This window comes from Corticibacter populi (assembly GCF_004217315.1).
Taxonomy (GTDB): Bacteria; Pseudomonadota; Gammaproteobacteria; order Burkholderiales; family Burkholderiaceae_C; genus Lampropedia; species Lampropedia populi.
The window spans coordinates 569,325-594,698 of record NZ_SGWR01000002.1 but is presented as its reverse complement, the minus strand read 5'-3'; the positions used below and the strand labels follow the sequence as shown (position 1 = coordinate 594,698).

The window sequence follows — 25,374 nt, the reverse complement described above, 5'->3', positions numbered from 1 at the left end:
GTTTTCAGTTGCTGTCCGTGCTGGCGGGGCTGCTCGCGCCGCCCGTGCCGCTGGCGCTGATCTCGCCGGTGATGGTCGCGCCTTCCTCGACCACCAGCTTGCCGTAGCGGATCTTGCCCTGCACCTTGCCGGTCGAGAATACCGTCAGCTTGTCGCGCACCGTCAGGTCTCCCTCGAAAGTGCCGCGGATCTCGGCAATGTCGATGTTGGCCGTGCCATTGAACGAGCCCTGCTGGGCGATCTGGATGAGGTGCGAGTCCAGGGTGGCTTCGACCACGCCTTCGATGAACAGCACATCGCAGTCGGTGATTTCGACGCCCTTGAGCTTGATGTTGGGGCCGACGGTGAGCTTGCTTTGCTTGGGCGCTGCCGCATCGGCTGCGGGGACACTGGCGGCGGGAGCCCCGGCAAAGGGCGCTGCCGTGGCCGACGGCGGAGTGGCCGATGGTGCCGATGCGCCAAAAAAGCCGGCGGGCTTGGCGGCGCCCGGTGTCAGCGGCGCGGCGCTGGTGGCAGGTGTTGCGGGGGCGCTGCTGGGTTCGGTCTTGCCCGAATCGCGTTTGCCGAAAAAGTTGGATTGGACGCCCATTTGAATAATCCTTCAGTAAAAATCAGGGGTTGCGATGCTGAATTTACGTGAAATATGCGCTGTTTTTGCCATATTGGCGCGTAAAGATCGGGTTTCTTTCGTTTTCTTGCATGATTTTCAGACTGCAACCGCAGGAGTATGAACCTGTGAGCCGGTTCTCAGTCCTGCCGCATCAAGTCTTCGATGGCATCGGCCTCGACGGGCACGTCACGGGTCAGCAGCTCGTGGCCCTGTTCGGTGACCAGGGCGTCGTCCTCGATGCGGATGCCGATGTCATGGAAGGCCTCGGGCACGTCGTCTGCGGCGCGCACGTAAATGCCTGGCTCGATCGTCAGCACCATGCCGGGGCGCAGGATGCGTGCCGGCCGCTGCCGCACCATCTCGCCCGAGAGCGCATCGCGGCGCTCCTGCACCTGGCCCTGCTCTCCCGGCTCGTTGTAGCTGCCGCAGTCGTGCACGTCCATGCCCATCCAGTGACTGGTGCGGTGCATGTAGAAGCGGAAATAGGCTCGCTGCTCGATCACGTCGTCGACCGTGCCGACCCGGTTGGCATCGAGCAGGCCGAAGTCAAGCATGCCGCGCGCCAGCACGCGCACGGTGGCGTCATGCGGGTCGGTAAAGCGCGCACCCGGTTGCGTGGCGTCGATGGCGGCCTGCTGGCTGGCCAGCACCAGATCGTAGAGATCGCGCTGGGCGGCGCCGAAGCGGCCGTCCGCAGGAAAGGTGCGGGAGATGTCGCCGGCGTAGCTGTCGAATTCGCAGCCGGCGTCAATCAGCACCAGCTCTCCGGCGCGCAATGGGGCATCGCCGGCGCGGTAGTGCAGCACGCAGGCATTGGCTCCGGCGGCGACGATGCTGCTGTAGGCGGGAAACTGCGCGCCCTGCTGGCGGAATTCGTGCAGCAGTTCCGCCTCCAGGTGGTATTCGCGGGCATCGTCGCCAGCGGCCAGCATGCGGGCGCTGCGCTGCATGGCGCGCAGATGGCCGCGCGCGCTGATGGCGCCGGCGCGGCGCAGCAGCGCGATCTCGTGCCCATCCTTGACGAGGCGCATCTCGTCGAGGATGGCGCAGATGTCGTGCTGCGATTGCGGGCAGCTGGCACCGAAACGCGCGCGGGCACGCACCTTGGTCAACCAGCCTTCGATGCGTAGCGCCAGTCCCTCGTGAGTGGCAAACGGGTACCAGACGGCCTCGCGGTTTTCCAGCAGCGTGGGCAGGCGGGTGTCGATCTCGCCGATCGGCCAGGCCGTGTCGACGCCCAGCACCTCGGTGGCGGCGGCCGGGCCGAGGCGGTAGCCATCCCAGATCTCGCGCTCGAGATCCTTGGGTTGGCAGAACAAGGTACTGTGGCCGCCGGCATCGAGCAGCAGCACGGCATGGGGCTCGGCAAAGCCGGTCAGATAGTAGAAGTAGCTGTCGTGCCGGTATGGAAAGTAGCTGTCGCGGTTGCGCAGCCGCTCCGGTGCGGTGGGAATGATGGCGATGCTGCCCGGCTGCATCTGGGCGGCGGCGCGCTGGCGTCGCTGGGCGTAAACGGAGGTGCTGGAAGACATGGTGCGGGTCGCCTCAGGCGGCCAGACTGGGTTGGGGCTGGTGATAGATGCTCGGGTCGGCGTGGATCAGCGCGAGCGGGTACTGCTGACCGGCCAGATAGTCCTCGATGCAGTGCAAGACCATTGGAGAGCGGTGCAGGGCATGGCAGGCCCGCACCTCGTCGAGGCTCATCCACACGGCCCGCAGGATGCCGGTATCCAGCGGCCGATCGGTGTGCAACTGACCCAGTTCGCCGCGAAAGGCAAAGCGCAGGTAGGTGACATCGGCGCCGCTGCGGCTGCTCGTGAAGCGGTTGAGGTAGATGCCGACCAGCGCCGTGGGCGTGAAGTCGTGGGCGGTCTCCTCCAGGGTTTCGCGGCGGCAGGCCTGAATCGGGTCTTCGCCCGGGTCGAGGTGCCCGGCTGGGGTGTTGTAGCGAATGCCATCGGCCGTGTCTTCCTCGACCAGCAGAAAGCGGCCACCGTGCTCGATGACGGCGGCGACAGTGACATTGGGTTTCCAGCGGTTTTGCATGCGCCCTATTATCTATTGACCGCCTGTATCGGGTTGGAACATGGACAATGAACGGCGCATGCATGGGGCCTGGAAACCCTGCTGGGGCAGGGCCTGCCGGAGGAGGTGCCAGCAGACCGTTGGCAAAAGCGGAATAATCGCGGCAGTTGTTTGAATTGTTGAAACATGTGTAACAATATTCTTGCATTTCGCTGAAGGTGGCTTCTCGGCATGCGGGATGGTTGGCAGGGCGCCTGACGTGCGCATGAAGAAGAAAGGGCAAAGCAAGATGTCATTCGGCTCTACACCCAGTGCGTTCGACGAGAGCGTTCGTGCGCGGCTCCTCTATATCCGGCAATGGCCGGATTTCTCCCTGCAATACGACATTTCACGGATTGGCGACATCGCGCGCATCTGTGCATTGCTCTCGCGCAAGCCCACGGTGGGGTTCCTGGTCCATCGCGCGGTAGACCTGCCCAGCTATGAAGTTGAAACCATGCTGCAGGAACTGTTCGATGCCGGCTGCATCGGCATATTCCAGGCGGCGCCCACGCCCTCGGCGGCGGCCCCCGACGGAGCCGCGCCAGCCTTGCCGAAACAGCCTGCTGCTCCATCGGAACGCGCCGCCCCCGCACCGACGGTGACAGCGGCCGATGCGATGCGGCCGCCATCCTCGCCGGAAGGCTCGTTCCTGCATCGTTTGTGGAAGAAATTGGTGGCCTGAGGGCCGAACCGGATCGCGTATTACAGGACAATCTCTGCCATGGAATGGAATATTGCAGTTCTTGGTTCGGTCGGCTCCGGCAAGACCACGGCTATTCGCGCCATCAGCGACATCGAGGTCGTTGATACCGATGTCAGGGCTTCCGACGAGGAGACCCTGGCCCTCAAAGAAACCACCACTGTGGCGATGGACATGGGGGTGATGGACCTGGGCAACGGCGACCGGCTGCGCCTGCATGGCGCGCCCGGCCAGGACCGTTTCGACTTCATGTGGGAGATTCTGCTCGAGCAGGCCAAGGGCGCGGTGATCTTCCTCGACCACAGCCGCCCTGATCCGCGGGCGGACCTCAATGCCTACATCGAGGCAGTGCACGCGCAAAAGGGCGGCACCGATTTCCCGGTGGTCATCGGTATCACCCATGCGGACGATGCCGAGACGCGCAGCCTGGACATCTACCAGCGTTACTTCGCCGAGCGCTCGGCCTGTACCTGCAGCCTCTGCCATCCGCCCATACTGTGGTGTGACGCGCGCGAGCAGCAGGATGTGGCCGTGTTGCTGGTGGTGATGACGGCGCTGCTGGAGTCTTTCCACCGTTACCCGAGTTCCCTGCTGCACGAGCGCATGCACGTCCTCACAGGCACCCAGGCATGAGGCCGTGCCTGTTGTCCATTGAAGGACTCGATGCCTGGTATGCGGATAGACAGGTTCTTTTCGGCGCCGATGTGGCGCTGCCGGAGCGGGGCTGCTGCGTGATCCTGGGCCCGTCCGGCACGGGCAAGTCGACCCTGCTGCGCAGCATCCGCGTGCTGGGCCAGGCGGCAGCAGGCGTCCTGCAGGTGGACGAGGGCGACTGGCGCGCCGCCTGTACCGGCGCCACGCGCCACGCGCCGCTGCGCTGCGCGGCGGTGCTGCAGAAACCGGCGCGGCCGGCTGGCACTGTCCTGCAGTTCTTTTGTGAGGGGCGGGCCGAGGATGCGGCCACCGTGCTGCAGCAGTTGCGTAGCCTGTTCGCGGAGCTGGATTGCCGCGAATGGCTGCCGGCGCTGTTCGACGAATGCGCCGCCCTGGCGCAAGCCGACTGGATCTGCTTCAACCTGCTGAAAGTGGCGGCGCTGCAGCCGAACCTGGTCCTGCTCGACGAGCCCACGGCCGGCCTGGACGAAGCCGCCGCGCGGCGAGTGCTGGCACTGGTACGGGCACTCGCGCTGCGCGCCAGTCTGTTGATGATTACCCATCACCTCGGCGAGGCCAGGGTGGTGGCAGACCAAGTCATTCTGATGGGCAATGGTCGCGTGATCGAAGCAGGACCGGCGGCGCGGTTCTTCGCCGCGCCGCAAAGCGAGCAGGCGCGCTACTTTCTCGCCCATGGCACCCTGCCGGAGCAAAGCGCCGAGCCGGCGCAGGAGCCGGCGCAGACCAGCGATCGCATCGCCATGGCGATGGCCGCCCTGCAGGCCGGGCGCAGGCCCGGGCATGGCCGTGGCCACGCCCTGCAGCCCAATCGGTTTCGCTGGGTGGTGCCGGACCAGCTGGCAGGCGTGGCCATGCCCGGGCTGCTGGCCGATGTGCAGCAGGATTTGCAAGGCCTGCAAGGCAGTGGCATCACCACCCTGCTCAATCTCACCGAGACCCCGTTCGATGCGGCGCTGGCTGCCCAGTATGGGATCGAATGCTGCTTCACGCCGATGCCGGACATGGCCGCACCGAGCCTGGAGCAGGCTGTCGACATCTGCGCGCTGCTGGATCGGAAACTGGCTGCGGGAGCCTGTGTGGCCGTGCACTGCAAGGCCGGGCAGGGCCGCACCGGCACGGTGCTGGGCATGTACCTGATGTGGCGTTCCAAGGGTCAATGGTCGGGCGAACAGGCCCTGCGCGCCATGCGACGCATCGATACCGGCTGGATCCAGTCCGAGGCGCAGCGGATCTTTCTGGCGCAATTCCAACGGTTCTTGTTGGAAAGTGTTACTTTTTCTTGATCCAGCACAAATTTTTTTTATTTTCCTTACAATTATTGCAGTGCGTAATGATTGGCAGGCTTGGCCTTCACCGTCATTGATGCCGTTCGATTCACCACAAGGAAGATACCGCGATGTCACTCGATGCCAGCCTCCAGAAGGCCATTACCTCCATTCCCGATTGCGTGGCCGCTGGCTACGTGGACCTTGAGTCCGGCATGCTGCTGGCCATCAAGACCGTCGATTCGCATGCGCAGGAAGTGATCGACCTGCTGTCGGCCGCCACGGCCGACCTGTTTCAGGGCCCCAACGTGCAGGCGATCGAGAAGATCTTCCGCCGCGTGCGTGGCGTGCAGGAAGATGGTCGCCACTATTTCCAGGAAATCATTGTCAACAGCGACAACCTGTTGCACGTTTTCATCCGTGGCAAGCAGCAATCGCAGGTTGCCACTTTCGTCTGTCGCAAGGGCGCCAACCTGGGCATGGTGCTGACCAAGGCCCGCATGGCGATGCCTGCGATCGAAACCTCGCTTTGATGCCGTATCCCTGCGGGAGAGGTGCCGGCCATGCCCATGGCGCGGTCCCGTCGGGGTGTTTTTGGAAAGCTTGAATGCTGTCAGAAGTCACGGGTTCCCAGGCGCGCCGCATCTTGCGGGAGCTGCGGGCCAATTCCGGCCAGATCGAACTGGCAGCATGGGTTTCCTTCGACGGCTTCGTGCTGGCCTCGGTTTCCGATGCGGAGGTCAATGCCGATCGCATCGGCGCCATGTGCGCCTCGCTGCTGGCGCTGTCGCGCCGTGCTGCCAAGGAGGTGGACGTGGGCGATCTCAAGCAGGTCATCCTGGGCGGGAGCCGTGGCGTCATGCTGCTGGTCGAAGCCGGTCCGGGCCGCGCGCTGACTTTGTCGGCAGAGAGCGGGGCCAATCTGGGGCGGGTGCTGCTTGAGGCCCGTCAGAAGGCCTTGCAACTGGCGGCGTTGGCCGACCAGTGAATTTTTTTCCTGCCAATCGCTGTCGCCGATTCTTCTGGAGTGCTGTCCAGTCGATTTGATTTCGCGGATGGCACTGCAAACCAGGAACTGAAAACGCCGGGCAACTGCCCGGCGTTTTCTAATTTGCGGCTCCGGAACCTGTTCCACAGACCCTGGACGGATGCGCCTGCACGGCGATCCATTCATGGTGCCGGCGTACTTGATTCGCCTTCGCCACTTTCGGGATCGGGTTCGGCAAAGGAGGCGCCGGCGGCATGGGTCATGTAGGCCACGGCGCGGGCAATCTCCAGGTCACTGAAGTTGCCGCCACCCTGTGGGGCCATGGCGCCCTTGCCTTCGAGGGCCGATTTCACCAGCGCGTCAAAGCCGGTGTCGATGCGCGCCGTCCAGGCGCTGGCATCGCCGAATGTCGGGGCGCCGGCAACGCCGCTGGCATGGCAGGCCGCGCACTGGGCCTCGTAGACCACTTGCCCGCCGACCAACGGGCGGTTGGCGTCGCGGATCTCGATGCCGCCGACCTTGCTGATGCGCGCATCGGTGGCGGCCAACTGCTGCGAGTCGCTGTTGGCGCGGGTGTGCGTCGAGATGGCGTAATAGGCCAGCGCACAGAGAATGAAAAGTGGCAGCAGCACCGCGTATGCAGTGGCCAGCAGGGATTGCCTGGATGATTCGGTCGGGCCGGTGTGGCTCTCGCCGGTCTGAACGCTTGCACTCATGGGGAACCTCGAATTATTGTGGGCCTGCCATGGGCGGCAATGGGCCTGGGAAATTATAGGCAGCGCCGGTGAGCGCGTTGCAGGCCTTGCCTGCGTCGTTCCTGAAGGCGGCGTTTTTTGCGGGAATGTTTGTGCTGGATCAGTTGTGCTTCGGATTGGGCTTGGCGCCAGCGCGGCAACCGTCTAGGCCGCATCGTCCCGTCGCCTCCAGCGACAAGAGCAGGTGCCGGCACGGCGATTTTTGCGGCTGCCGCATTGCCAGAGGGAAGATCTGTGCTAGAGTTTGCGGCATGCAGATTGCGCGTTCCTACTTTTTCTGGTTTTACTTCTCTGTCCCTGGCGGATGAGAGGTCGAGACGCGCAGATCACGCAAGCTTCGATTACCAAGAACCGCCGATGCCCGCAAAGCTCGGCGGTTTTTTCATGGCTTGTGTTTGGAACCCCAGTTCGAGCGTTTGCCCTGACCGATCCACTTTCTTCCATTCAGCAACGAGGACCCCATGACCGCTGACATCACGAACCAACCGCCCGGGCGCTGGTATCACTCTGTCGAAAAAACCAGCCAGACAGACAACCAGCGAATTCAGGACATCACCGTGCTGCCTCCTCCCGAGCATTTGATTCGATTCTTCCCGATCCAGGGCACACGCGTCGAGCGGCTGGTGGCTGATACGCGCGATCACATTCGCCGCATCATGAACGGCCAGGACGACCGCCTCCTGGTCGTCATCGGCCCTTGCAGCATTCACGACCCGGTGGCGGCGGTGGAATATGCCAGGCGGCTCAAGCGCGTGCGGGACCAGTATCGCGATTCACTGGAGATCGTCATGCGCGTATATTTCGAGAAGCCGCGCACCACGGTGGGCTGGAAGGGGCTGATCAACGATCCCTACCTCGACCAGAGCTACCGCATCGACGAAGGCCTGCGCATTGCGCGCCAGTTGCTGATCGACATCAACCGCCTGGGCGTGCCGGCTGGCAGCGAGATGCTGGACGTGATCTCGCCGCAATACATCGGCGACCTGATTGCCTGGGGTGCCATCGGTGCGCGCACCACCGAGAGCCAGGTGCATCGCGAACTGGCCTCGGGCCTGTCGGCGCCGATCGGTTTCAAGAATGGCACCGACGGCAACATCCGCATCGCCACCGACGCGATCATGTCGGCCAGCCGTCCGCACCACTTCCTCTCGGTGCACAAGAGCGGGCAGGTGGCGATCGTCGTCACCGAAGGCAATACCGACTGCCACGTGATCCTGCGCGGCGGCAAGACACCGAACTACCAGGCCGAGCATGTCGCCAGTGCCTGTGCCGACCTGGAGAAAGTGGGTCTGCATCCGTCGCTGATGGTCGATTGCTCGCATGCCAACAGCTGCAAGAAGCATGAACTGCAGCATGTCGTGGCCGGTGACATTGCTGGCCAGATCGCCGATGGCTCGCAGCAGATCTTCGGTGTCATGATCGAGAGCCACCTCAATGCCGGGGCGCAGAAATTCAACCCGGGCGAGGACGATCCGACCCGGCTGGAATACGGCAAGAGCATCACCGATGCCTGCGTGGGTTGGGAAGAGTCCGAGGACATTCTCAAGACCCTCTCGGCAGCCGTGCTGGCGCGCCGCCGACAGGCCTGAACAGGTCCTAAGCGGATGCGTGGGAGGGCAACGGCCGGTTTGCTGCGGCCGCTCAGCGTTTCCCTTATAGGCGATTGGCGCCGCCGCCGCTAAGCTGGCCGCCATTCGTCGATTTCCGAGGAGACATGCCGTGCACAGCGAAGTAACCGTGGTTCTGGGGGCCGACCAGGAATTTCATCTCATCCCGCATGCGCAGTTGGAGCCCCATGAGGCGCGGCGCTGGCTGGATGATCAGTTCGTCGAGCTCGATTGCCAGCCAGTGCGCGCCAGCGGCAAGGTGCTGCTGGTCGACAAGGTACTGGCCGTTGCCGACGCGGCAGGCGCCCGGCAGTTGGGCGATGCCGACTGGGCCGGGCGCTTTGCCGCCGCGGTGATCGCCGCGCTGGGCAAGTCGGTGGTGCGTATCGACGTGCTGACGTCGACGATCAGCAGCTGAGCCCGGGTCTCATTTGGGCTGGCCGGGGGCCGCATGCCAACTGGCCCGCCGGCCGCGCGCGCGGGCCTGCCGGTCGGTGCGGCGCAGATAGGCGCGGTAGATGCGATCGCGCCAGCGTACCAGCGCGCCAATGCCCAGGCCCGGAAACGGGTTGAAGGGGTTGGTGCGGCTCATGGCCCAGATCTCTAGCCGGGTGGCCTGGGGCTGCTGCGTGTCGCCGCGGCGGTGGAAGCCGCAGGTATTGGCAATCACCAGCGTGTTGGCCGGCACGGCCAGGCTCTCGGGCAGCGGCAAGCCCAGCTCGGCGAGTTCATCGTCCTGAATGCGGAACGAGCCCTTCTCAGAGTAGCCGTCATGCACATAGCGGGCGCGCAGCGAGCGCCGGTATTCCCAGCAGATGCGTTTGAAGCTCAGGCGGTTGGAGCCGCGCACATAGGTGAAGGGGCCATTGTCCGGGCCGACGTCCTCCAGGAACAGCCAGGCCTTCATGGTGGGGTGAAAGGTGTCGGCATGCAGCACCTTCTGCGGGTCCGGTGCCTGGCTGTTGGCGTGGCCGTTCTGGATCTGCTGGATGTACAGCAGCGGTCTCTCATTGCGGCCGGAGGTGTATTTGAGCAGCCGTGCGAAGAGGCGGTTGTCCACCAGCGCGCGCGTCGCGGGGCTGCGCGCCAGCATGTCCTCGTCGATCAGCGCGCGCCAGGTGATGGTGTTGCCCTGCACGCACTGCCAGGCTTCGCCGGAATAGTCGCGGGCTTCCTGCCGGAGCGCCTCGAAGGCCTGCTTTGGCAGGAAGTCCCTTTTCAGGATGAAGCCGTCGCGGCGGTAGGTCTCCCGTTCGTCCCGCCGGGCCAGCGGCGCCAGCAGACGCAGTTTGAGGCCGAAGACGGCGTGGGCCAGCACCAGCCGGATGACGTGCAGGCCCAGCGCATTGAGGACCCGGTTGCCGATTACCGGATTGTCACGGAAGCTCTTAGCCGGCGTCGCCAGCACGGCGGTATGCCATGGCAGCAACAGCGCGGCCTTGAGGCGCTTTTTGATGACAGCGGTCAAGGCGCCTCCCCGGCCAGCGCGCTGGCCGTGATGCGCAGGGATTCCAGGCGGGCGTCCGCGTCATAGATGTCGGTGACCAGCATGAATTCATCCGCCCCGGTCGATTCGGCCAGATGCACCAGGCCTTGCTGCACGGTTTGCGGGCTGCCAATGATGCCGATGGCCAGAAAGTCCTCGATGGCCTTGCGGGCGCCGGGCTCGAGGCTCTCCAGATAGCCGGGCGTGGGTGGTTGCAGCAGGCCGCGCTGGTTGGTCAGAATGCCCAGGATGCGCTGGTAGGTGCTGCTGGCGAGGAGGCGGGCTTCGTCATCGCTGGCGGCGGCGATGACCGGCACCCCGATCATCACGTAAGGCCGTGCGAGGTGCTTGGAGGGCTGGAACCGGTCGCGGTACATCGCGATGGCCTGGTAGAGAAAGCGTGGCGCAAAGTGCGAGGCGAACGCATACGGCAGGCCCAGGTGCGCGGCGAGCTGCGCGGAGAAAAGGCTCGAGCCCAGCAGCCAGATCGGCACGTGGCTGGACGCGCCAGGTGTGGCGACGATGGATTGGCCCGGGCGGGGCTCATCGAGCAGCGCCAGCAGGTCCTGCACCTCGCGGGGAAAATCGTCCTCGCTTTCGATGCGATGGCGGCGCAGCGCGCGCATGGTGGGCTGGTCGGTGCCCGGCGCGCGGCCGAGACCCAGGTCGATGCGGCCCGGATACAGCGCTTCCAGCGTGCCGAATGCCTCTGCCACCACCAGCGGCGCGTGGTTGGGCAGCATGATGCCGCCAGAGCCGACGCGGATGCGCTGCGTCTGTCCGGCGACATGGCCGATCAGAACCGCAGTTGCCGAGCTGGCGATCCCCGGCATGTTGTGGTGCTCGGCGAGCCAGTAGCGGGCAAAACCCAGCGATTCGGCGAGCTGCGCGGTGCGAACGGTCACGTCGATGGCCTGGGCGACGCCCTGGCCCTGGCGCACCGTGACCAGGTCCAGCATGGACAGGCGGGGTTGGCGGGAGACGGCCATGATGTGTGCTTTCTTGCGTATTTTTTTTTGTATCTTTTGTGTGCCGTCAGGCGGTGCCGCCGACGGTGAGACCATCGATGCGCAGCGTCGGCTGGCCCACGCCGACGGGCACGCTCTGACCTTCCTTGCCGCACACGCCCACGCCGCTATCGAGTTGCAGGTCGTTGCCGATCATGCTCACGCGCTTGAGCACTTCGGGGCCGTTGCCGACGATGGTGGCGCCCTTGACCGGGTAGCGCAACTGGCCCTTCTCGACCCACCACGCCTGGCTGGCACTGAAGACGAACTTGCCGGAAGTGATGTCGACCTGGCCACCGCCGAAGTTGCTGGCATAGAGGCCGCGGTCGATGCTGGCGATGATCTCCTGCGGGTCGTGCGCGCCGCCGAGCATGTAGGTATTGGTCATGCGCGGCATCGGGATGTGCGCATAGCTCTCGCGCCTGCCGTTGCCGGTGGGGGCGGAGCGCATCAGCCGGGCGTTCATCGCATCGTGGATGTAGCCGACCAGGATGCCGTCTTCGATCAGCACGTTGCGCTGGCTGGGGTGGCCCTCGTCGTCGATGTTGAGCGAACCGCGCCGGTCGGCCAGCGTGCCGTCGTCGAGCACCGTCACGCCCCGGGCGGCGACCTGCTCGCCGATGCGGCCGCTGAAGGCGCTCGAGCCCTTGCGATTGAAATCGCCCTCCAGGCCGTGGCCGACCGCCTCGTGCAGCAGCACGCCGGGCCAGCCGGGGCCGAGCACCACGCTCATCTCGCCGGCCGGGGCCGGACGCGATTCGAGGTTGGTCAGTGCCGCACCGACGGCCTCGTCCACGTAGCCGGCAATCAGCGCATCGTCGAAGTAGGCCAGGCCAAAACGGCCGCCGCCGCCGGCCGAGCCCATCTCGCGACGGCCGTTCTGCGCGGCGATCACCGTCACCGACAGGCGTACCAGCGGCCGCACGTCGGCCGCCAGCGTGCCGTCGGCGCGGGCCACCAGCACCACGTCCCATTCGGCGGCCAGGCCGGCCATGACCTGTACGATGCGCGGATCGCGCCCGCGCGCCAGGGTCTCGACACGGCCGAGCAGGTCTACCTTGTCCTGGCTGCCCAGGGTGGTGATCGGGTCCAGCGCGGGGTAGAGGGAGCGGCTGGCGGCCAGGCGGTGGCGGCCGGCGCGGGCCCGGCCGCCCGCTGCCCCGATGCTGCGCACGGTGTGCGCGGCATCGAGCAGGGCGGCCTCGGAGATGTCGTCGGAATAGGCAAAGGCGGTTTTCTCGCCGGCGACTGCGCGCACGCCAAAGCCCTGGTCGATGCCGAAGGCACCGGTCTTGACGATGCCCTCCTCCAGGCTCCAACTCTCATGGCGGGTGTACTGGAAGTAGATGTCGGCGTCATCGACGCGGCGGCGGCGAATCTCGGTCAGTGCGCGGCGCAGATGCTGTTCGTCGAGTCCATAGGGTGCCAGCAGCACGCGCCTGGCCACTGCCAGGCGGTCCTCGGTGCTGGTCACGTGGGGTTCGGCGGCAATGGCAAATGCGCTGGTGCCTGCGGTGCCGTGTTGCAGGCTGGGGGCATGGAAGGTGCTCATGCGCCGATTGTAGGATGGATGCCCTGGCGCTGCCCGGCGCGCCGGCGGCAACCACGGGCGCGGTGGCGGCGTTTGGCGTCCGGGCCGGACGCTCAGGCCCGCAGGCGCCGGCGGGCCGCTGGCGCCGACGGCATGCCCGCGCCCCATTCGAGGCTGGGCTTCTCTGGCACCTGTTCGCGGGCGATCGACATCAGCATGCCCAGCGCCAGCCCCAGCGTCACCATGGCGGTGCCCCCATAGCTGATGAAAGGCAGCGGCACGCCCACCACCGGCAGCACGCCCATCACCATGCCCATGTTGACGAAAGCATAGGTGAAGAAGATCATGGCGATTGAAGCGGCCAGCAGGCGCCCGAAGAGGCTCTTGGCGCGCGCGGCGATGACCATGGCCCGCCAGATCAGGAACAGAAAGCCTATGATCAGCGCCAGTGTGCCGACCAGCCCGAATTCTTCCGCATAGGCCGCGTAGATGAAGTCGGTGGTGCGTTCGGGGATGAATTCGAGATGGGTCTGCGTGCCGGCCATGAAGCCCTTGCCCCACAGGCCGCCGGAGCCGATGGCGATCATGCCCTGGATGATGTGAAAACCCTTGCCCAGCGGGTCGCGGTAGGGGTCGAGCAGGGTGCACACGCGGGTCTTCTGGTAGTCGTGCAGCACCACCCAGTCGACGCCTGCCTGGCACAGCGAGGGCTCGTAGAGAATGATCAGCACGATGCCGACGACACCGAGGATGACGGGCGGCGCGACCAGCTTCCAGGACAGCCCCGCGAAGAAGATCACCGAGAGGCCGGCGGCCAGCACCAGCAGCGAGGTGCCCAGGTCCGGCTGGTGCAGGATCAGCCCCACCGGCACCATCAGCAGCAGGCCGGCGACGATGAAGTCCGGCCAGCGCAACTGGCCGGCGCGCAGCTGGAACCACCAGGCCAGGATCAGCGGCATGGCGATCTTCATGATCTCGCTGGGCTGGATGACGATGCCGATGTTGACCCAGCGCTGCGCGCCCTTGCGCGTGATGCCGAAGAACTCCACGCCCAGCAGCAGCAGCACGCCCACCAGATAGATGGGCACTGCCAGCTGCATCAGCCGCTGCGGCGGGATCTGCGCCACCACGAACAGGATGCCGGCGGCCAGCAGCATGTTGCGTCCGTGCATGATGAAGCGTGTGCCGTGGTCGTAGCCGGCCGAGTACATGGCCAGCAGGCCCAGTCCGGCCAGGAACAGGATGGCCAGGATCAGCCAGCCATCGAAGCGCAGGAAAAGGCCGATGAAATGGCGATGCCAGGGAGTCTTGTCGAGGGTGACGGACATGGCCGTATTATCGTTGGCAATTGCATCTGGCCGCCATGCGGATATGGCACCATTGGGCGGTATCCGTCCCGTGGCGGCGGGTTTTCGATGGGAAGGTGAAATGGAATGACTGCTGTGACTGCCGCGTTGTCGGCTGACCGGCCCGGGCGGCTGGACCTGTCGCAATGGGCTGCCGAGGCCGTGTTGCTGGACCTGGATGGCACACTGATCAACACGCTCGACGAGTTCGACGTGGCGCTCGCGCACATGCTGCGCGGCATGGGCCTGCCGCCGGTGGCCAAGGACGAGATTGCCCGCATCATCGGCAAGGGCTCCGAACATCTGGTGCGCAGCGTGCTGGCGTTGGCGCTCGGGCGTGCCGGGCGGGCAAACGATGCGGCGGCGGTCGAGGCGCGTTTCGCGGATGCCATGGCCCGCTACTACGCCGGCTATGGCGAGGTCGACGGCCAACTGGCCACGGTGTTCCCCGGCGCGCTGGATGGCTTGCGCGTGCTGCACGGCAAGGGCATTCCGATGGCGGTCGTGACCAACAAGCCACTGCGCCTGGCCGAGCCGCTGCTGGCGACCAAGGGACTGGCGCCCTGGGTACAGTTTCTTTATGGCGGCGACAGCTTCGAGAAGCGCAAACCCGATCCGTACCCCCTGCTCAAGGCCTGCGAGCGCCTGGGCTCGTCACCTGCGCGGACATTGATGATCGGCGACTCCAGCAACGACGCCCTGGCGGCACGCGCGGCCGGCTGCCCGGTGGTGCTGATGCGCTATGGCTTCAACCATGGCCTGCCGATCGAGACGGTGGACGCCGACGGTTACTTCGATTCGATCGACGCCATTGCCCGGCAGTTGCCGGCGCGCCCCCCCGCCGGCGCCAAGCCGGGCCAGCCATGAACAACCCACGCCGAACCGGCGCGCCTGCGGGCGAGGCCGCCGCCGAGCCGCTGCCCGGCGCCGGCTCCCCGGTGAAGGCCGCGCCGCAGGCCAGGCGGGTCGGCCTGGCGCTGGGCAGCGGCTCGGCGCGAGGCCTCGCACACATTGGCGTGTTGCGGGCGCTGCAGCAGGCCGGTCTCCAGGTCGAAGCGATCGCCGGATGCAGCATGGGGGCGCTGGTGGGTGCGATGGTGGCATCAGGCAAGGCGGGGGATCTGGAAGCGGCCTTTCGGGCCATGGACTGGCGGGGCATCCTGGCGCTGCTCGACCCGGTGTTTCCGCGCTCGGGTCTGCTCGACGGCAAAAAGGTCGAGCGCTTTCTGGCGCAGATGCTGCCGACCGAGCATTTCGATGAATTGCCGGTGCCGTTTCGCGCTGTCGCCACCGATGTGCTCAGCGGGGACGAGGTAACGCTCGGCAGCGGCCGGCTGGTTGAGGCCGTGCATGCCAGCTTTGCGGTGCCGGGGCTTTTCACGCCGGTGCGCCGTGGGCGGCGTGTGCTGGTCGATGGCGGCCTGGTCAATCCGGTGCCCGTCAGCACCGTACGGGCCATGGGGGCGCGGCTGGTCGTGGCGGTGGACCTGAACCACGACATCGTGCAAAAGCGCATTGCCCGCAACCTGGCTCCCCAGGCGGCCCCCTTGGCTGAATCCACGCCCGACGCGGCTGCAACGATGCCCGCGGCGGTCGAGCCGCCCGTGCTGGAGCGGCTGCGAGTGCTGATGCAGCAGGCCCGCCATCCGTTGGCGCAGCAGGTCTCGAGCTGGCTCTGGAGCAGCAGCCCCAGTGATGCCGGTGATCATGCCGCCGCTTCGGCAGTGGCTGCCAAGGCTTACCAGCCGCCTTTGCCGGGCATTTTGGAGACGCTGCTGGCCTCGCTCTACATCACGCAGGCGCGGCTGACCGCGATCAACCTCGTGTACGAGGCGCCGCAGGTGCTGATCCAGCCGCCGCTGGGCGACATCCGCTTCATGGAGTTCGACCGCGCCAGCGAGATCATCGAGATCGGCTACCGCTGCGCCAGCGAGACGCTGGAGCGGGTGTTGCCGACGCTCCAGGCCAACGAGGCCAGTGAGGCCAGTGCCGCTGTTGAGGCCGGTGTGACCGGTGCGCCAGTGCCACCACCATCCATTCGGTGAACCCGGGAAAATCCGCGATGCCCCAATCCACCCCGTCCCTGCCCACCGTGCTGGTGCCAGGCCTGGCCTGCTCGCCGCGCCTGTTTGCGCCGCAGCTGCCGGCGCTGTGGCGCATTGGTGCCGTTACCGTCGCAGCCACGACCGGCCATGACCGCATTGCGGCACTGGCGGCGGCCATCCTGCGCGAGGCGCCGCCGCGTTTTGCGCTGGCTGGTTTGTCGATGGGGGGCTACATCGCCTTCGAGATGCTGCGCCAGGCGCCCGAGCGGGTGGCGGGCCTGGCCATCCTCAATTCCTCGGCGCGGCCGGACAGCGCGGAGGCTTCGCAGAAACGCCTGCGCATGATCGAGCTGGCGCGGCAGGGCAAGCTGGCGCTCGTCACCGAACTGAATTTCCCGCGCTCGGTGCATCCGCGCCGCGCCGCCGACTCCGGGCTGCGCAGCCTTGCCCGGGACATGGCAGAGGACACCGGCGTGGACGCCTATGTGCGCCAGCAGCACGCCATCATGCAGCGCGCCGATGCGCGCCCCACGCTGGCTGCCATCGCGTGCCCGTCGCTGATTGTGGTGGGCGACCAGGACCAGCTCACCCCGCCCGAGCTGGCCGCCGAGATGGCCGCCGGCATTCCGGGCGCCGAGCTGCGCACCATCGCCGATTGTGGCCACCTCAGTACGCTGGAGCAGCCCGAGGCCGTCACCGCCGTGCTGCTGGACTGGCTGCAGCGCCGCGTGCTGCCGGCGCAAGCGGGTTGACCGCCGGGCTGTCTGCGCCAACCGGATGATCCTGCCAAGTCCTGCATGGCCCGCAGTCCTGGCGGCGACATGCGCGGGCGCCGCCGCTCTTCACAATCGCGGCCATGGGAACCATCTACCTCGTACGGCATGGTCAGGCATCGTTTGGTGCGGCCGATTATGACCAACTCAGCGACAAGGGCTACCGCCAGGGCGAGCAATTGGGACAGTGGTGGCATGGTCACGGCATGCGTTTCGATGCGGTCTACACCGGTACGCTGCGACGCCACCGGCAGACGCTGGAGGCGATCGCCCGCGGCATGCAGTGGACGCCCGAGGAAGTTCAGCAGCTGCACACGTTCCAGTCCGAACTCAACGAGTATGACAGCGACGCGTTGCTGGCGGCCTTGAACGTGAACCTGCCGCGGCCCGAGGCGCCCGAGCAGGCGCGCCAGCACTTTCGCAGCCTGTGCGCGGCGCTGGAGCAGTGGATGGGCGGCACGATCAGCCCGGCTGGCATGCCGAGTTGGCAGGCGTTCCAGGATGGCATCACCGGCCTGCTGCAGGCCCTGCGCCGTCAGCATGTGGGCCAGCAGGTGCTCGTCGTCTCCAGCGGCGGGCCGATCTCCACGGCCGTGGCCGCCGTGCTCGATACCGCGCCGGAGCAGGCCATTGGCCTGAACATGCGCATCCGCAACACCGCCATCACGGAGCTGGGCATCACGCCAAGGCGCATCAACCTGCACAGCTTCAATGCCATCCCGCACTTGGCGGCAAGGGAATGGGCGGAGCTGGTGACGATGGCGTGAATCGCAGCGTGGCGCTGAGCCCATCGCCCATGGTGTGCATGCAGTCGCGCCCGGCCTGCTTGGCGCGATAGAGCGCCGTATCGGCCTGCTCCATCGCTTGCGGCAGTGCGTGGGCAGAATCGATGGCAGCGGCGCCGAAACTGGTGGTAATGCACTGCCCGGCCGGCAGCATGGGCTGCTCCTGCAGCCACTTTCGCACCCGCTGGTATACCAGCTGCGCGCTCTCCGGGTCGCAGCGGTTGAGCAGCAGCACGAACTCGTCGCCGCCCAGGCGCCCCACCAGATCGCCGCTACGTACGGACGATTCGAGCACTTCGGCGAATTGCTGCAGCACCTTGTCGCCCATTGCGTGGCCCCAGCGGTCGTTGATTTTCTTGAAGTGGTCGATATCGCACAGCAGAATGGTCCATGGTTGCAGCCGGGACATTTGCAGGCAGCGCGTCGCCGCTTCGAAGAAGCGGCGGCGGTTGGACAGGCGGGTCAGCGGGTCGCGGTTGCGTTCATCGTCGAACACCCGCATGACGTCGCGGAAGGTGCAGGCCAGCAACACGACCATGAACCACAGTCCCAGCAGCAGCGTGATGGCCAGCAGCAGGAACCAGAAGCGAGATGCAGTCAGGCGCTCCAACTGGTCACCCGGCACCCAGTTGAGGACCAGGATCGGCCGCAGCAGGGCCAGCCCGACGATGCTGACATAGGACCAGCGCAAGGCGCGCTCGAACGGATCCTTGGCATTGGGCGAGCGCAGCACACTCGGCAAGCCCAGCGCATAGAGCAGGCAGATCGAGCTGTTGAGCCACAAGGTCCTGATCCACAGCTGTTCGTCTACCAGCGTGTAATACGCCATGGCGGCCATGCAGGTCACGCCGATGGCCAGCGCCAGGGCCCCGAAGGCGCGGCCGCCCTGGCGTTTGGCCATGCCGTGTGCCAATGCCCAACTGCCCATGAGATAAAACGTGCCCGCCAGCATGGACCAGCGCGCCAATTGCGCGTTGTCCATCAGCGACTGGGCTGCCAGGGCGACGGATGGCAGGAAGTAGCCCGCCGCGATCCACAGCAGGAAACGCTGCTCGCGCAGCACCATCCAGCAGGCCTGCAGGGTCAGACCCAGCAGCAGCATGCAGGCCGGCACGATCAGTCCGAAGTACTGGATGTTCTGAGGCGACAATCTTTCTCCTGACGCAGACCAAGGGAAGGATGAGTGTAACAAAAGGTATTTTTTGTTCCATTCTATACAGATGGCGGTGCGGCGTGGCTTTTTTTGCATGGGCCGTGCGCCCACCCTGCTGGCGGGCGGGGCTAGGCTCTTCCCCTACAATTTCCGCTTTATGCAAGCTGTATGCCACGCGGTGGCCGCGGTGGTACTTGCACTTGCACTTGCGCGCAGTTCAGGAGGAAAGCATGTCCAAGACCATCAACCGCCGCCAATGGCTGGCCGGCGGCCTGCACGGGGTCGCGGCGCTGGCTGCCGCCGCGCAGTGGCGCGGTGCCTGGGCATCGGCGCCCGTGCGCATGCTGGTGGGTTTTCCGCCCGGAGGCGGCACGGACATGCTGGCGCGGCTGCTGGCCGCGCATCTCCAACAGGCGCTGGGTACCGCCATCGTGGTGGACAACCGGCCCGGCGCTGGCGGACAGATTGCCGCGCAGGCCCTGAAGGCGGCCGCGCCCGATGGGCAGACGGTGTTTCTGACGCACGACCACACGGTCAGCATCCTGCCCAAGGTCGTCAGGGATGCAGGCTTTGATACCCGGCGCGATTTCCAGCCGGTGGCGGGGCTGGGCACCTTCGTCAATGCACTGGCGGTGACCGGTGGCCATCCGGCGCACAGCCTGGCCGAGTACATCGACTGGGTGCGCGGCCAGCAGGCCGCCGATGCCGGTGCCATCGGCATTCCGGCGCCGGCATCGACGCCGGAATTCCTGGTCGGGGTGCTGGCAAGGCAGTTTGATCTGAGTCTGGTGCCGGTGCCTTACCGAGGCAGCGCGCCGATGATCGGCGATCTGCTGGCAGGCCAGATCCATGCCGGCATCGGCTCGGTGCAGGAATTCCTGGAACTGCACCAGTCGGGCCGCCTGCGCGTGCTGGCGGTGCTCGGCGGCGATCGCCAGACGGCCTTGCCCGAGGTGCCGACTTTCGAGGAACTGGGCGTGCGCGGCTTCAGGGACACGCCGTTCTACGGCATTTTCGCGCCCAAGGGCTGGAGCGAGGCGCAGATTGCCCGCTGGGAACAGGCTACGCAGCAGGTGTTGGCCGTGCCCGAAGTGCGCCAGCAGATGCAGGCCTGGGCCATCGACGTGCGCTACATGGATCACCGCCAGTTCGAGGCCATTGAGCAGGCCTACAGCCAGGCCTGGTCGCGCATCATCGAGGCCAGTGGCTTCCAGCCGCAATGAGGGGCTGTCATGCATGGCTCCAATGCGTATGCCATGATGATTCACGGTGAGGGCCGGCCTGCGGCGCCCGCCTCCTATCAAGCAATGAAGAAGCAACCCCAGACATGCTGACCTATCCCCAAATCGACCCGGTGGCCCTGCAGCTCGGGCCGCTGGCCATTCACTGGTATGGCCTGACCTACCTGGTGGGCTTTGCCCTCTTCATCCTGCTGGGGCGCTTGCGCCTGCGCCAGCCTCCGTTTGACCGGCTGGTGGCCCAGGGGCTCTGGCACAAGCGCGATGTCGAGGACTTGCTTTTCATCGGCGTGGTCTGCATCATCCTGGGCGGGCGGCTGGGTTATGTGCTGTTCTACAAGCCCGGGTACTACCTGCACAATCCGCTGGAGATCATCATGATCAACAAGGGCGGCATGGCTTTTCATGGCGCGTTGATCGGCTCCATCGTGGCGATGGTCTGGTTCTCCGTCACGCGCCGCCGGCCGTTCTGGCAGGTGGCGGATTTCGTTGCCCCCTGCGTGCCGCTGGGCTTTGCGGCGGGGCGCATCGGCAATTTCATCAATGGCGAGCTGTGGGGGCGTTTTGCGCCGCCCGATCTGCCCTGGGGCATGGTGTTCCCGCACAGCGGCAGCATGCTGCCGCGCCATCCCTCGCAGCTCTACCAGTTCCTGCTCGAAGGCGTGCTGCTGTTCATCATCCTGTGGCTGTATGCGCGGCGTGAACGGGCCCGGGGCCGCGTGGCGGCCGTGTTCCTGATGGGTTATGGCGCGCTGCGTTTCATCGCCGAGTTCTTCCGCGAGCCGGATGATTTCCTGGGCCTGCTGTCGCTGGGCATGAGCATGGGACAGTGGCTGTGCGTGCCGATGATTGCCGCTGGCGCGGCGGTGTGGATCTGGGCCGGACGGCGCCAGGCGGCTTGACCGGCCTGATGGGTTCAGTGCCGACCCGCACCCTTCAGCAGCGGATGCCTTCGGCGCCAGTCGGCAGCGGACGGGGGCGGCCGTTGTCGTCGATGGCGACGTAGGTGAGCGTGGCCTCCGTCACCTTGACATACTGGCCGTGCTGGTAGCGGCGCTCGGCAAACACCTCGACGAAGACCTGTACCGAGGTGCGCCCGATGCGGGTGACCTTGGCATAGAAGGACAGCAGGTCGCCCACCTGCACGGGCTGCTTGAAGATGAATTCCTTGACCGCCACGGTGGCCAGCCGCCCGCCCGCCAGGCGCGCCGGCAGGATGGAGCCGGCCACGTCCACCTGCGCCATCACCCAGCCGCCGAAGATGTCGCCGTTGATGTTGCTGTCCTTGGGCATGGGCGCGACCTTGAGGACCAATTCCATGTCCTGGGGCAGGGCTACCGGTGTCGTCATGGCGTCAAAAAGCGTTTGCAGAAAAGAAGGGGATGAACCGGGGCCGGGGCCGATGGTGCGAAAGAGCCCCATTGTATGCGTGCGTGCGGCACGGCCGCGTTCGCTAGAATGCGGCCACCGTCAACCCCTTGCTGAAGGAATGGTCATGGAGCGCATCTTCAATCTCGTCAGAAACCAGTTGATCGAGGTCATCGAGTGGACCGATGATTCGCGCGACACGCTGTCGTTCCGCTGGCCCGACGAGGACAAGGAAATCAAGAACGGCGCGCAGTTGATCGTGCGCGAGTCGCAGCAGGTGCAGTTCGTCGCGGCCGGCCAGTTCGCGGATCTGTTCAATCCCGGCAAGCACACGCTCTCGACCGAGAACATCCCCATCCTCTCGACCATCCTGGGCTGGAAGTATGGCTTCCAGTCGCCCTTCAAGTGCGACGTGTACTACCTGAACACGCGCCTCTTCACCGGCAACAAGTGGGGCACCTCCAACCCGGTGATGATGCGCGACCAGGACTTTGGCGTGGTGCGCCTGCGCGCCTTCGGCACCTACGACTTCCGCATCGTCGACGCGCCGAAGTTCCTCAAGGAGGTCGCTGGCACGGATCAGAACTTCCGCCTCGACGAGTTCAACGACACCATGCGCTCGCGCATCGTCAGCGTCTTCACCGAGGCGCTGGCCAAGGCCCATGTGCCGGTGCTGGACATCGCCCAGCGCTACTCGGAGCTGGGCGATGCGCTGCTGCCGATCATCAACCCGGCGATCCGTGACAAGTATGGGCTGGAGGTCAGCAGCTTCATCCTGGAGAATGTCTCGGTGCCGCCGGAAGTCGAGCAGGCCATCGACAAGCGTTCCTCCATGGGCGTGATCGGCAACCTCAACGACTACGTCAAATACCAGATGGGTGTGGCGATGGGCGAGGGCGGCGAGGCTGGCGCGGCGGCTGCCGTGCCGGCGCAGATGGCCATGGGCTTTGGGCTGGCGCAGGAAATGATGAAGAGCATGCAGCAGCCCGCCAGCGGCACGTCCGCGCCAGCGGGAGGGCCGTCGCCTGTGGCCGTGCCGGTGCTGGAGGTGCTCACGCCCGAGCAGGCCGCGCAGCTGCTGGGCGTCGCGCCGGAGGACGTGATGGCCGCGATCGACGCGGGGGATCTGAAGGCGCGCCGGATCGGCAGCGCCTGGCGCATTGCCAGGAGTGCGTTGGAGGAGTTCCTGCGCGGCTGATGCCGGCGGATCAGGCCGTCGGATCAAGGCATTCAGTGCAGGGTATCCACCAGCCATGACAGAGGCCCGTCCCAGCCAGGCTGGCCCATCCGTGGCCGCTGGTGCCAGCGCCCCGGCGACCACGGGCTCGCCCGGCGCTGCGACCACCACCGCGATCGGCCGGCACCCTTGCCCGGAATGTGGCGGCAATCTGGAATGGAACGCTGCCCGTCAGGCATTGGTGTGTCCGTATTGCGGTACCGTGGCGCCATGGCAGCCTGCGCACCCCGCGGATGTGGCGGGCGAGGGCGGCCAGCCCGTCATCGAGCAGGATCTTGAAGCGGCCTTGCGCGTACCGGTCGATGGGCGCGACTGGGGTGCGCAGCGGCGCGAGGTGCAATGCCAGAGCTGCCGTGCCATTTCGGTATTCGTCGACGGCCGGGTGGCGCAGCGCTGCGACTTCTGCGGCTCGCCGGCCATCGTCGCGCACGAGGAACTGCAGGACGCCATCACACCGCAGAGCCTCCTGCCGTTCCGGATCAGCGACGTGCAGATGCGCGAGCGGATTCGCCAGTGGTACGGCTCGCGCTGGTTCGCGCCTGGGCGCCTGAAGAAGGCAGCGCTGACCGACACGCTCAAGGGCGTGTACCTGCCATATTGGACCTTCGATGCCCATGCCAGCGCACGCTGGCGCGCCGAGGCCGGCCATTACTACTACACCACCGAGCGCTATCGCGACAGCCAGGGCCGCATGCAGACCCGCCAGGTGCGGCAGGTGCGCTGGGTGCCAGCGTCCGGACAGTTGCAGCATTTCTTCGACGATGCGCTGGTGCCCGGCACGGTGGGCGCGCATGCCGCCTTGCTGCGCCGCATCGAACCTTTCCCGACCCGCACCGACCTCAAGCCCTATGCGCCCGAATATGTGCGCGGCTGGACAGTGGAGCGCTACCAGGTCGATCTGCGGCGCGCCGCCGCCATCGGCCAGGAGCAGATGCAGGCGCAGCTGCGCCAGATGTGCGCCCAGCAGGTTCCTGGTGATACCCAGCGCAACCTGGTGGTCGATGCCCGGTACCAGGGTCGCACCTTCAAGCATGTGCTGGTGCCGGTCTGGCTGGTGCATTACACCTATGGCGCACGCAGCTTCCAGATTCTCGGCAATGGCTACACTGGCCAGTTGGCGGGCGAGCGGCCATACAGCTGGGGCAAGATCGCCTTGGCCGTGTGTGCGGTGCTGCTGCTGGTGGCGCTGGGCTGGCTGCTGCTGCGCCAGTGAGCGCCAGGGGCGCCAGACGTTGGTATGCTGCCACGCCTGAGCCGCTTGCTTGATGCAGCGCACAGTGCCATTGGATGCCATTCATATAATCCACGGAAATGCGGAATTGAATAACGAATAGCTGATTGTGAATACAACTTATGAGAATCGCGATATTGGATGACGATCCACTGGTGCAGGAAATTGAGCGCGCTGCCGTCGAAGGCATGGGCCACAGCTGTTATGTCTACAGCGATGGCGCTAGCCTGCTCAAGGAGCTGCGGCGGCAGACTTTCGATCTGCTGATCGTGGACTGGTACCTGCCGGACATGGATGGTCCCAAGGTCGTCGAGTCGGTGCGGCAAGGCATTGGCTCGAACATGCCGATTCTCTTCGTCACGCGGCGCGATACCGAGGAGGACATCGTCGAGGGCCTCAGCAGCGGCGCCGACGATTTCATGACCAAGCCGGTGCGCGTGGGCGAACTGGTGGCGCGCATGAGCGCGCTGCTGCGCCGCGCCTATCCGGCCACGCATTCGGATGAACTCCATTTCGGCATCTACCGCTTCAACACCGAAAAGCGCACGCTGGAGGTGCGCGGCCAGCCGATCGATCTCAAGACGCGCGAATTCGATCTGGCGCTCTTCATGTTCCAGAACGTCGGCCGCCTGCTCTCGCGCGACCATGTGCGCGAGATGGTCTGGGGCCAGTTGTTCCAGGTGCCCTCGCGCTCGCTCGACACCCATGTCTCGCGGCTGCGCGCCAAGCTCGATCTGACGCCCGAGAATGGCTACGTGGTCAATGCCGTCTATGGTGTCGGCTACCGCCTCGAGGCCTGCGGCGACGCGCAGGAATGAGGGTGGTGGCGGACGGCTGGGACCTCCGCCGTCGCCTTTGAAGGGGCAGGGGCCTTGCGGTGCCGGGGGCTGGCCAGGTCTTCGAGAATCGGGCATTCGGGGCGTGCATCGCCCTGGCAGCATTGCACCAGGCTTGCCAGCGTCTCGTGCATGGCCTGCATCTCGGCAATGCGCTGCCGCAGCATCAGCAGGTGTTGCTGGGCAATCGAGCGCACGTCGGCACTGCTGCGCTGGCGGTTTTGCCACAACTCGAGCAACTGGGCGATCTCCGGCACCGAAAAGCCCAGCTCGCGGCTGCGCTTGATGAACTGCAGCGTGTGCACCTCGGCGCGGCCGTATTGGCGGTAGCCCGCCTCGGTGCGGGCCACCGCCGGCAGCAGGCCCAGGCGCTCGTAGTGGCGGATCATCCGCACCGAGACACCGCTTTGCCGCGCGGCTTCGCCAATGGGCTGCAGATTGCCTGCCATCCGGCCCGGCTCAGAGGCTGGTGACGTCGTAGCCGGCCTCCTTGATCGCGGCGATCAGCGTGCTGCGTGGCTGTTCGCTGTTGATGCTGGCGAGGCCCGTGCCCAGATCGATCTGGATCTTGGCAGTGTTGTCGGTCTGCAAAATGGCTTTCTGCACAGCCTGCACGCAGTGCTCGCAGGTCATTCCGAGGATCTTGAAGGTCTGGTTCATGGCGATCTCCT

28 protein-coding genes are annotated in these 25,374 nt (G+C 65.9%); 16 read left to right on the top strand and 12 right to left on the bottom strand.

Annotation, left to right across the window (positions count from 1 at the left end):
- Nucleotides 1-4: 4 nt before the first annotated feature.
- The 3 genes from EV687_RS08885 to EV687_RS08875 all read right to left on the bottom strand — a co-directional run bounded on the left by EV687_RS08885 (nt 5) and on the right by EV687_RS08875 (nt 2,656).
- The gene (locus tag EV687_RS08885; RefSeq protein WP_122231804.1) at nt 5-589 is read right to left on the bottom strand and encodes a bactofilin family protein; all 585 of its coding nucleotides are present in this window, start codon (nt 587-589) and stop codon (nt 5-7) included.
- 158 nt (nt 590-747) lie between these two features.
- Nucleotides 748-2,142, bottom strand: coding sequence for an aminopeptidase P N-terminal domain-containing protein (locus EV687_RS08880; RefSeq protein ID WP_122231803.1), 1,395 nt, complete (start codon nt 2,140-2,142; stop codon nt 748-750).
- Between the two features lie 13 nt (nt 2,143-2,155).
- A complete protein-coding gene (locus tag EV687_RS08875; RefSeq protein ID WP_207226416.1) occupies nt 2,156-2,656 on the bottom strand; it encodes an NUDIX hydrolase in 501 nt (166 codons plus the stop codon).
- Nucleotides 2,657-2,900: 244 nt separating this feature from the next.
- Here EV687_RS08875 and EV687_RS08870 point away from each other — a divergent pair, with 244 nt between their 5' ends.
- The 5 genes from EV687_RS08870 (at nt 2,901) to EV687_RS08850 (ending at nt 6,305) form a co-directional block, all read left to right on the top strand.
- Nucleotides 2,901-3,359 (top strand): hypothetical protein, encoded by a 459-nt coding sequence (locus tag EV687_RS08870; RefSeq protein WP_130466478.1) that lies wholly within the window; start codon nt 2,901-2,903, stop codon nt 3,357-3,359.
- Nucleotides 3,360-3,398: 39 nt separating this feature from the next.
- The gene (locus tag EV687_RS08865; RefSeq protein ID WP_122231800.1) at nt 3,399-4,010 is read left to right on the top strand and encodes a GTP-binding protein; all 612 of its coding nucleotides are present in this window, start codon (nt 3,399-3,401) and stop codon (nt 4,008-4,010) included.
- 11 nt (nt 4,011-4,021) lie between these two features.
- Nucleotides 4,022-5,335, top strand: coding sequence for a phosphatase domain-containing putative toxin (locus tag EV687_RS08860; RefSeq protein WP_162846678.1), 1,314 nt, complete (start codon nt 4,022-4,024; stop codon nt 5,333-5,335).
- Nucleotides 5,336-5,448: 113 nt separating this feature from the next.
- A complete protein-coding gene (locus EV687_RS08855; protein WP_122231798.1) occupies nt 5,449-5,850 on the top strand; it encodes a hypothetical protein in 402 nt (133 codons plus the stop codon).
- Between the two features lie 74 nt (nt 5,851-5,924).
- Nucleotides 5,925-6,305, top strand: a complete 381-nt coding sequence (locus EV687_RS08850; protein WP_122231797.1) for a roadblock/LC7 domain-containing protein — start codon at nt 5,925-5,927, stop codon at nt 6,303-6,305.
- A gap of 182 nt (nt 6,306-6,487) precedes the next feature.
- Here EV687_RS08850 and EV687_RS08845 read toward each other — a convergent pair whose 3' ends face one another.
- A complete protein-coding gene (locus EV687_RS08845; protein WP_122231796.1) occupies nt 6,488-7,021 on the bottom strand; it encodes a c-type cytochrome in 534 nt (177 codons plus the stop codon).
- A 500-nt stretch (nt 7,022-7,521) separates the two neighbouring features.
- On the opposite strand from EV687_RS08845, the gene EV687_RS08840 reads away from it, so the two are divergent.
- Both EV687_RS08840 and EV687_RS08835 read left to right on the top strand, forming a co-directional pair.
- Nucleotides 7,522-8,649, top strand: a complete 1,128-nt coding sequence (locus tag EV687_RS08840; protein ID WP_122231795.1) for a 3-deoxy-7-phosphoheptulonate synthase — start codon at nt 7,522-7,524, stop codon at nt 8,647-8,649.
- 130 nt (nt 8,650-8,779) lie between these two features.
- The gene (locus tag EV687_RS08835) at nt 8,780-9,085 is read left to right on the top strand and encodes a hypothetical protein (protein WP_122231794.1); all 306 of its coding nucleotides are present in this window, start codon (nt 8,780-8,782) and stop codon (nt 9,083-9,085) included.
- A gap of 9 nt (nt 9,086-9,094) precedes the next feature.
- On the opposite strand, the gene EV687_RS08830 is transcribed toward EV687_RS08835, so the two are convergent.
- The 4 genes from EV687_RS08830 to rodA form a co-directional block, all read right to left on the bottom strand.
- The gene (locus EV687_RS08830; protein WP_162846677.1) at nt 9,095-10,135 is read right to left on the bottom strand and encodes a phytanoyl-CoA dioxygenase family protein; all 1,041 of its coding nucleotides are present in this window, start codon (nt 10,133-10,135) and stop codon (nt 9,095-9,097) included.
- Nucleotides 10,132-11,142, bottom strand: coding sequence for an LLM class flavin-dependent oxidoreductase (locus EV687_RS08825; RefSeq protein WP_122231792.1), 1,011 nt, complete (start codon nt 11,140-11,142; stop codon nt 10,132-10,134). Before EV687_RS08825 ends, EV687_RS08830 begins: the two co-directional genes overlap by 4 nt.
- 46 nt (nt 11,143-11,188) lie before the next feature.
- Nucleotides 11,189-12,712 (bottom strand): metalloprotease TldD, encoded by a 1,524-nt coding sequence (gene tldD / locus EV687_RS08820; protein ID WP_122231863.1) that lies wholly within the window; start codon nt 12,710-12,712, stop codon nt 11,189-11,191.
- A 92-nt stretch (nt 12,713-12,804) separates the two neighbouring features.
- Nucleotides 12,805-14,019, bottom strand: coding sequence for a rod shape-determining protein RodA (gene rodA, locus EV687_RS08815; RefSeq protein WP_122231791.1), 1,215 nt, complete (start codon nt 14,017-14,019; stop codon nt 12,805-12,807).
- A 105-nt stretch (nt 14,020-14,124) separates the two neighbouring features.
- Between rodA and gph the strand changes: the two genes are divergently transcribed.
- The 4 genes from gph (at nt 14,125) to EV687_RS08795 (ending at nt 17,622) form a co-directional block, all read left to right on the top strand.
- The gene (gene gph, locus EV687_RS08810; RefSeq protein WP_122231790.1) at nt 14,125-14,904 is read left to right on the top strand and encodes a phosphoglycolate phosphatase; all 780 of its coding nucleotides are present in this window, start codon (nt 14,125-14,127) and stop codon (nt 14,902-14,904) included.
- Entirely contained in the window at nt 14,901-16,082 is a 1,182-nt protein-coding gene (locus EV687_RS08805; RefSeq protein ID WP_122231789.1) for a patatin-like phospholipase family protein, read from the top strand. Before gph ends, EV687_RS08805 begins: the two co-directional genes overlap by 4 nt.
- A gap of 17 nt (nt 16,083-16,099) precedes the next feature.
- Entirely contained in the window at nt 16,100-16,834 is a 735-nt protein-coding gene (locus EV687_RS08800) for an alpha/beta fold hydrolase (RefSeq protein WP_122231788.1), read from the top strand.
- Between the two features lie 104 nt (nt 16,835-16,938).
- Nucleotides 16,939-17,622 carry a histidine phosphatase family protein gene (locus EV687_RS08795; RefSeq protein ID WP_122231787.1) on the top strand — a complete coding sequence of 228 codons (684 nt, stop codon included), beginning with the start codon at nt 16,939-16,941 and terminating at the stop codon, nt 17,620-17,622.
- Here the strand turns inward: EV687_RS08795 and EV687_RS08790 are convergent.
- Nucleotides 17,564-18,790: a GGDEF domain-containing protein gene (locus EV687_RS08790; protein ID WP_162846676.1), complete on the bottom strand. Its 1,227-nt coding sequence runs from the start codon at nt 18,788-18,790 to the stop codon at nt 17,564-17,566. The genes EV687_RS08795 and EV687_RS08790 overlap by 59 nt on opposite strands.
- 233 nt (nt 18,791-19,023) lie before the next feature.
- Here EV687_RS08790 and EV687_RS08785 point away from each other — a divergent pair, with 233 nt between their 5' ends.
- A complete protein-coding gene (locus EV687_RS08785) occupies nt 19,024-20,016 on the top strand; it encodes a tripartite tricarboxylate transporter substrate-binding protein (RefSeq protein ID WP_122231785.1) in 993 nt (330 codons plus the stop codon).
- A gap of 104 nt (nt 20,017-20,120) precedes the next feature.
- A complete protein-coding gene (gene lgt / locus EV687_RS08780) occupies nt 20,121-20,933 on the top strand; it encodes a prolipoprotein diacylglyceryl transferase (protein WP_122231784.1) in 813 nt (270 codons plus the stop codon).
- Nucleotides 20,934-20,967: 34 nt separating this feature from the next.
- On the opposite strand, the gene EV687_RS08775 is transcribed toward lgt, so the two are convergent.
- Nucleotides 20,968-21,381, bottom strand: coding sequence for an acyl-CoA thioesterase (locus tag EV687_RS08775; RefSeq protein ID WP_122231783.1), 414 nt, complete (start codon nt 21,379-21,381; stop codon nt 20,968-20,970).
- 145 nt (nt 21,382-21,526) lie between these two features.
- On the opposite strand from EV687_RS08775, the gene EV687_RS08770 reads away from it, so the two are divergent.
- The 3 genes from EV687_RS08770 (at nt 21,527) to EV687_RS08760 (ending at nt 24,685) form a co-directional block, all read left to right on the top strand.
- Nucleotides 21,527-22,597, top strand: a complete 1,071-nt coding sequence (locus tag EV687_RS08770; protein ID WP_122231862.1) for an SPFH and helix-turn-helix domain-containing protein — start codon at nt 21,527-21,529, stop codon at nt 22,595-22,597.
- A gap of 55 nt (nt 22,598-22,652) precedes the next feature.
- Nucleotides 22,653-23,849: a TFIIB-type zinc ribbon-containing protein gene (locus EV687_RS08765; protein WP_242612552.1), complete on the top strand. Its 1,197-nt coding sequence runs from the start codon at nt 22,653-22,655 to the stop codon at nt 23,847-23,849.
- A 140-nt stretch (nt 23,850-23,989) separates the two neighbouring features.
- Nucleotides 23,990-24,685 (top strand): response regulator transcription factor, encoded by a 696-nt coding sequence (locus EV687_RS08760; protein WP_122231782.1) that lies wholly within the window; start codon nt 23,990-23,992, stop codon nt 24,683-24,685.
- On the opposite strand, the gene cueR is transcribed toward EV687_RS08760, so the two are convergent.
- On the bottom strand, nt 24,649-25,152 hold the full coding sequence (gene cueR / locus EV687_RS08755) for a Cu(I)-responsive transcriptional regulator (protein WP_122231781.1): 504 nt from the start codon (nt 25,150-25,152) through the stop codon (nt 24,649-24,651). The two genes, EV687_RS08760 and cueR, sit on opposite strands and share 37 nt — an antisense overlap.
- A 10-nt stretch (nt 25,153-25,162) precedes the next feature.
- Nucleotides 25,163-25,363: a heavy-metal-associated domain-containing protein gene (locus EV687_RS08750; RefSeq protein ID WP_122231780.1), complete on the bottom strand. Its 201-nt coding sequence runs from the start codon at nt 25,361-25,363 to the stop codon at nt 25,163-25,165.
- Nucleotides 25,364-25,374: the final 11 nt, after the last annotated feature.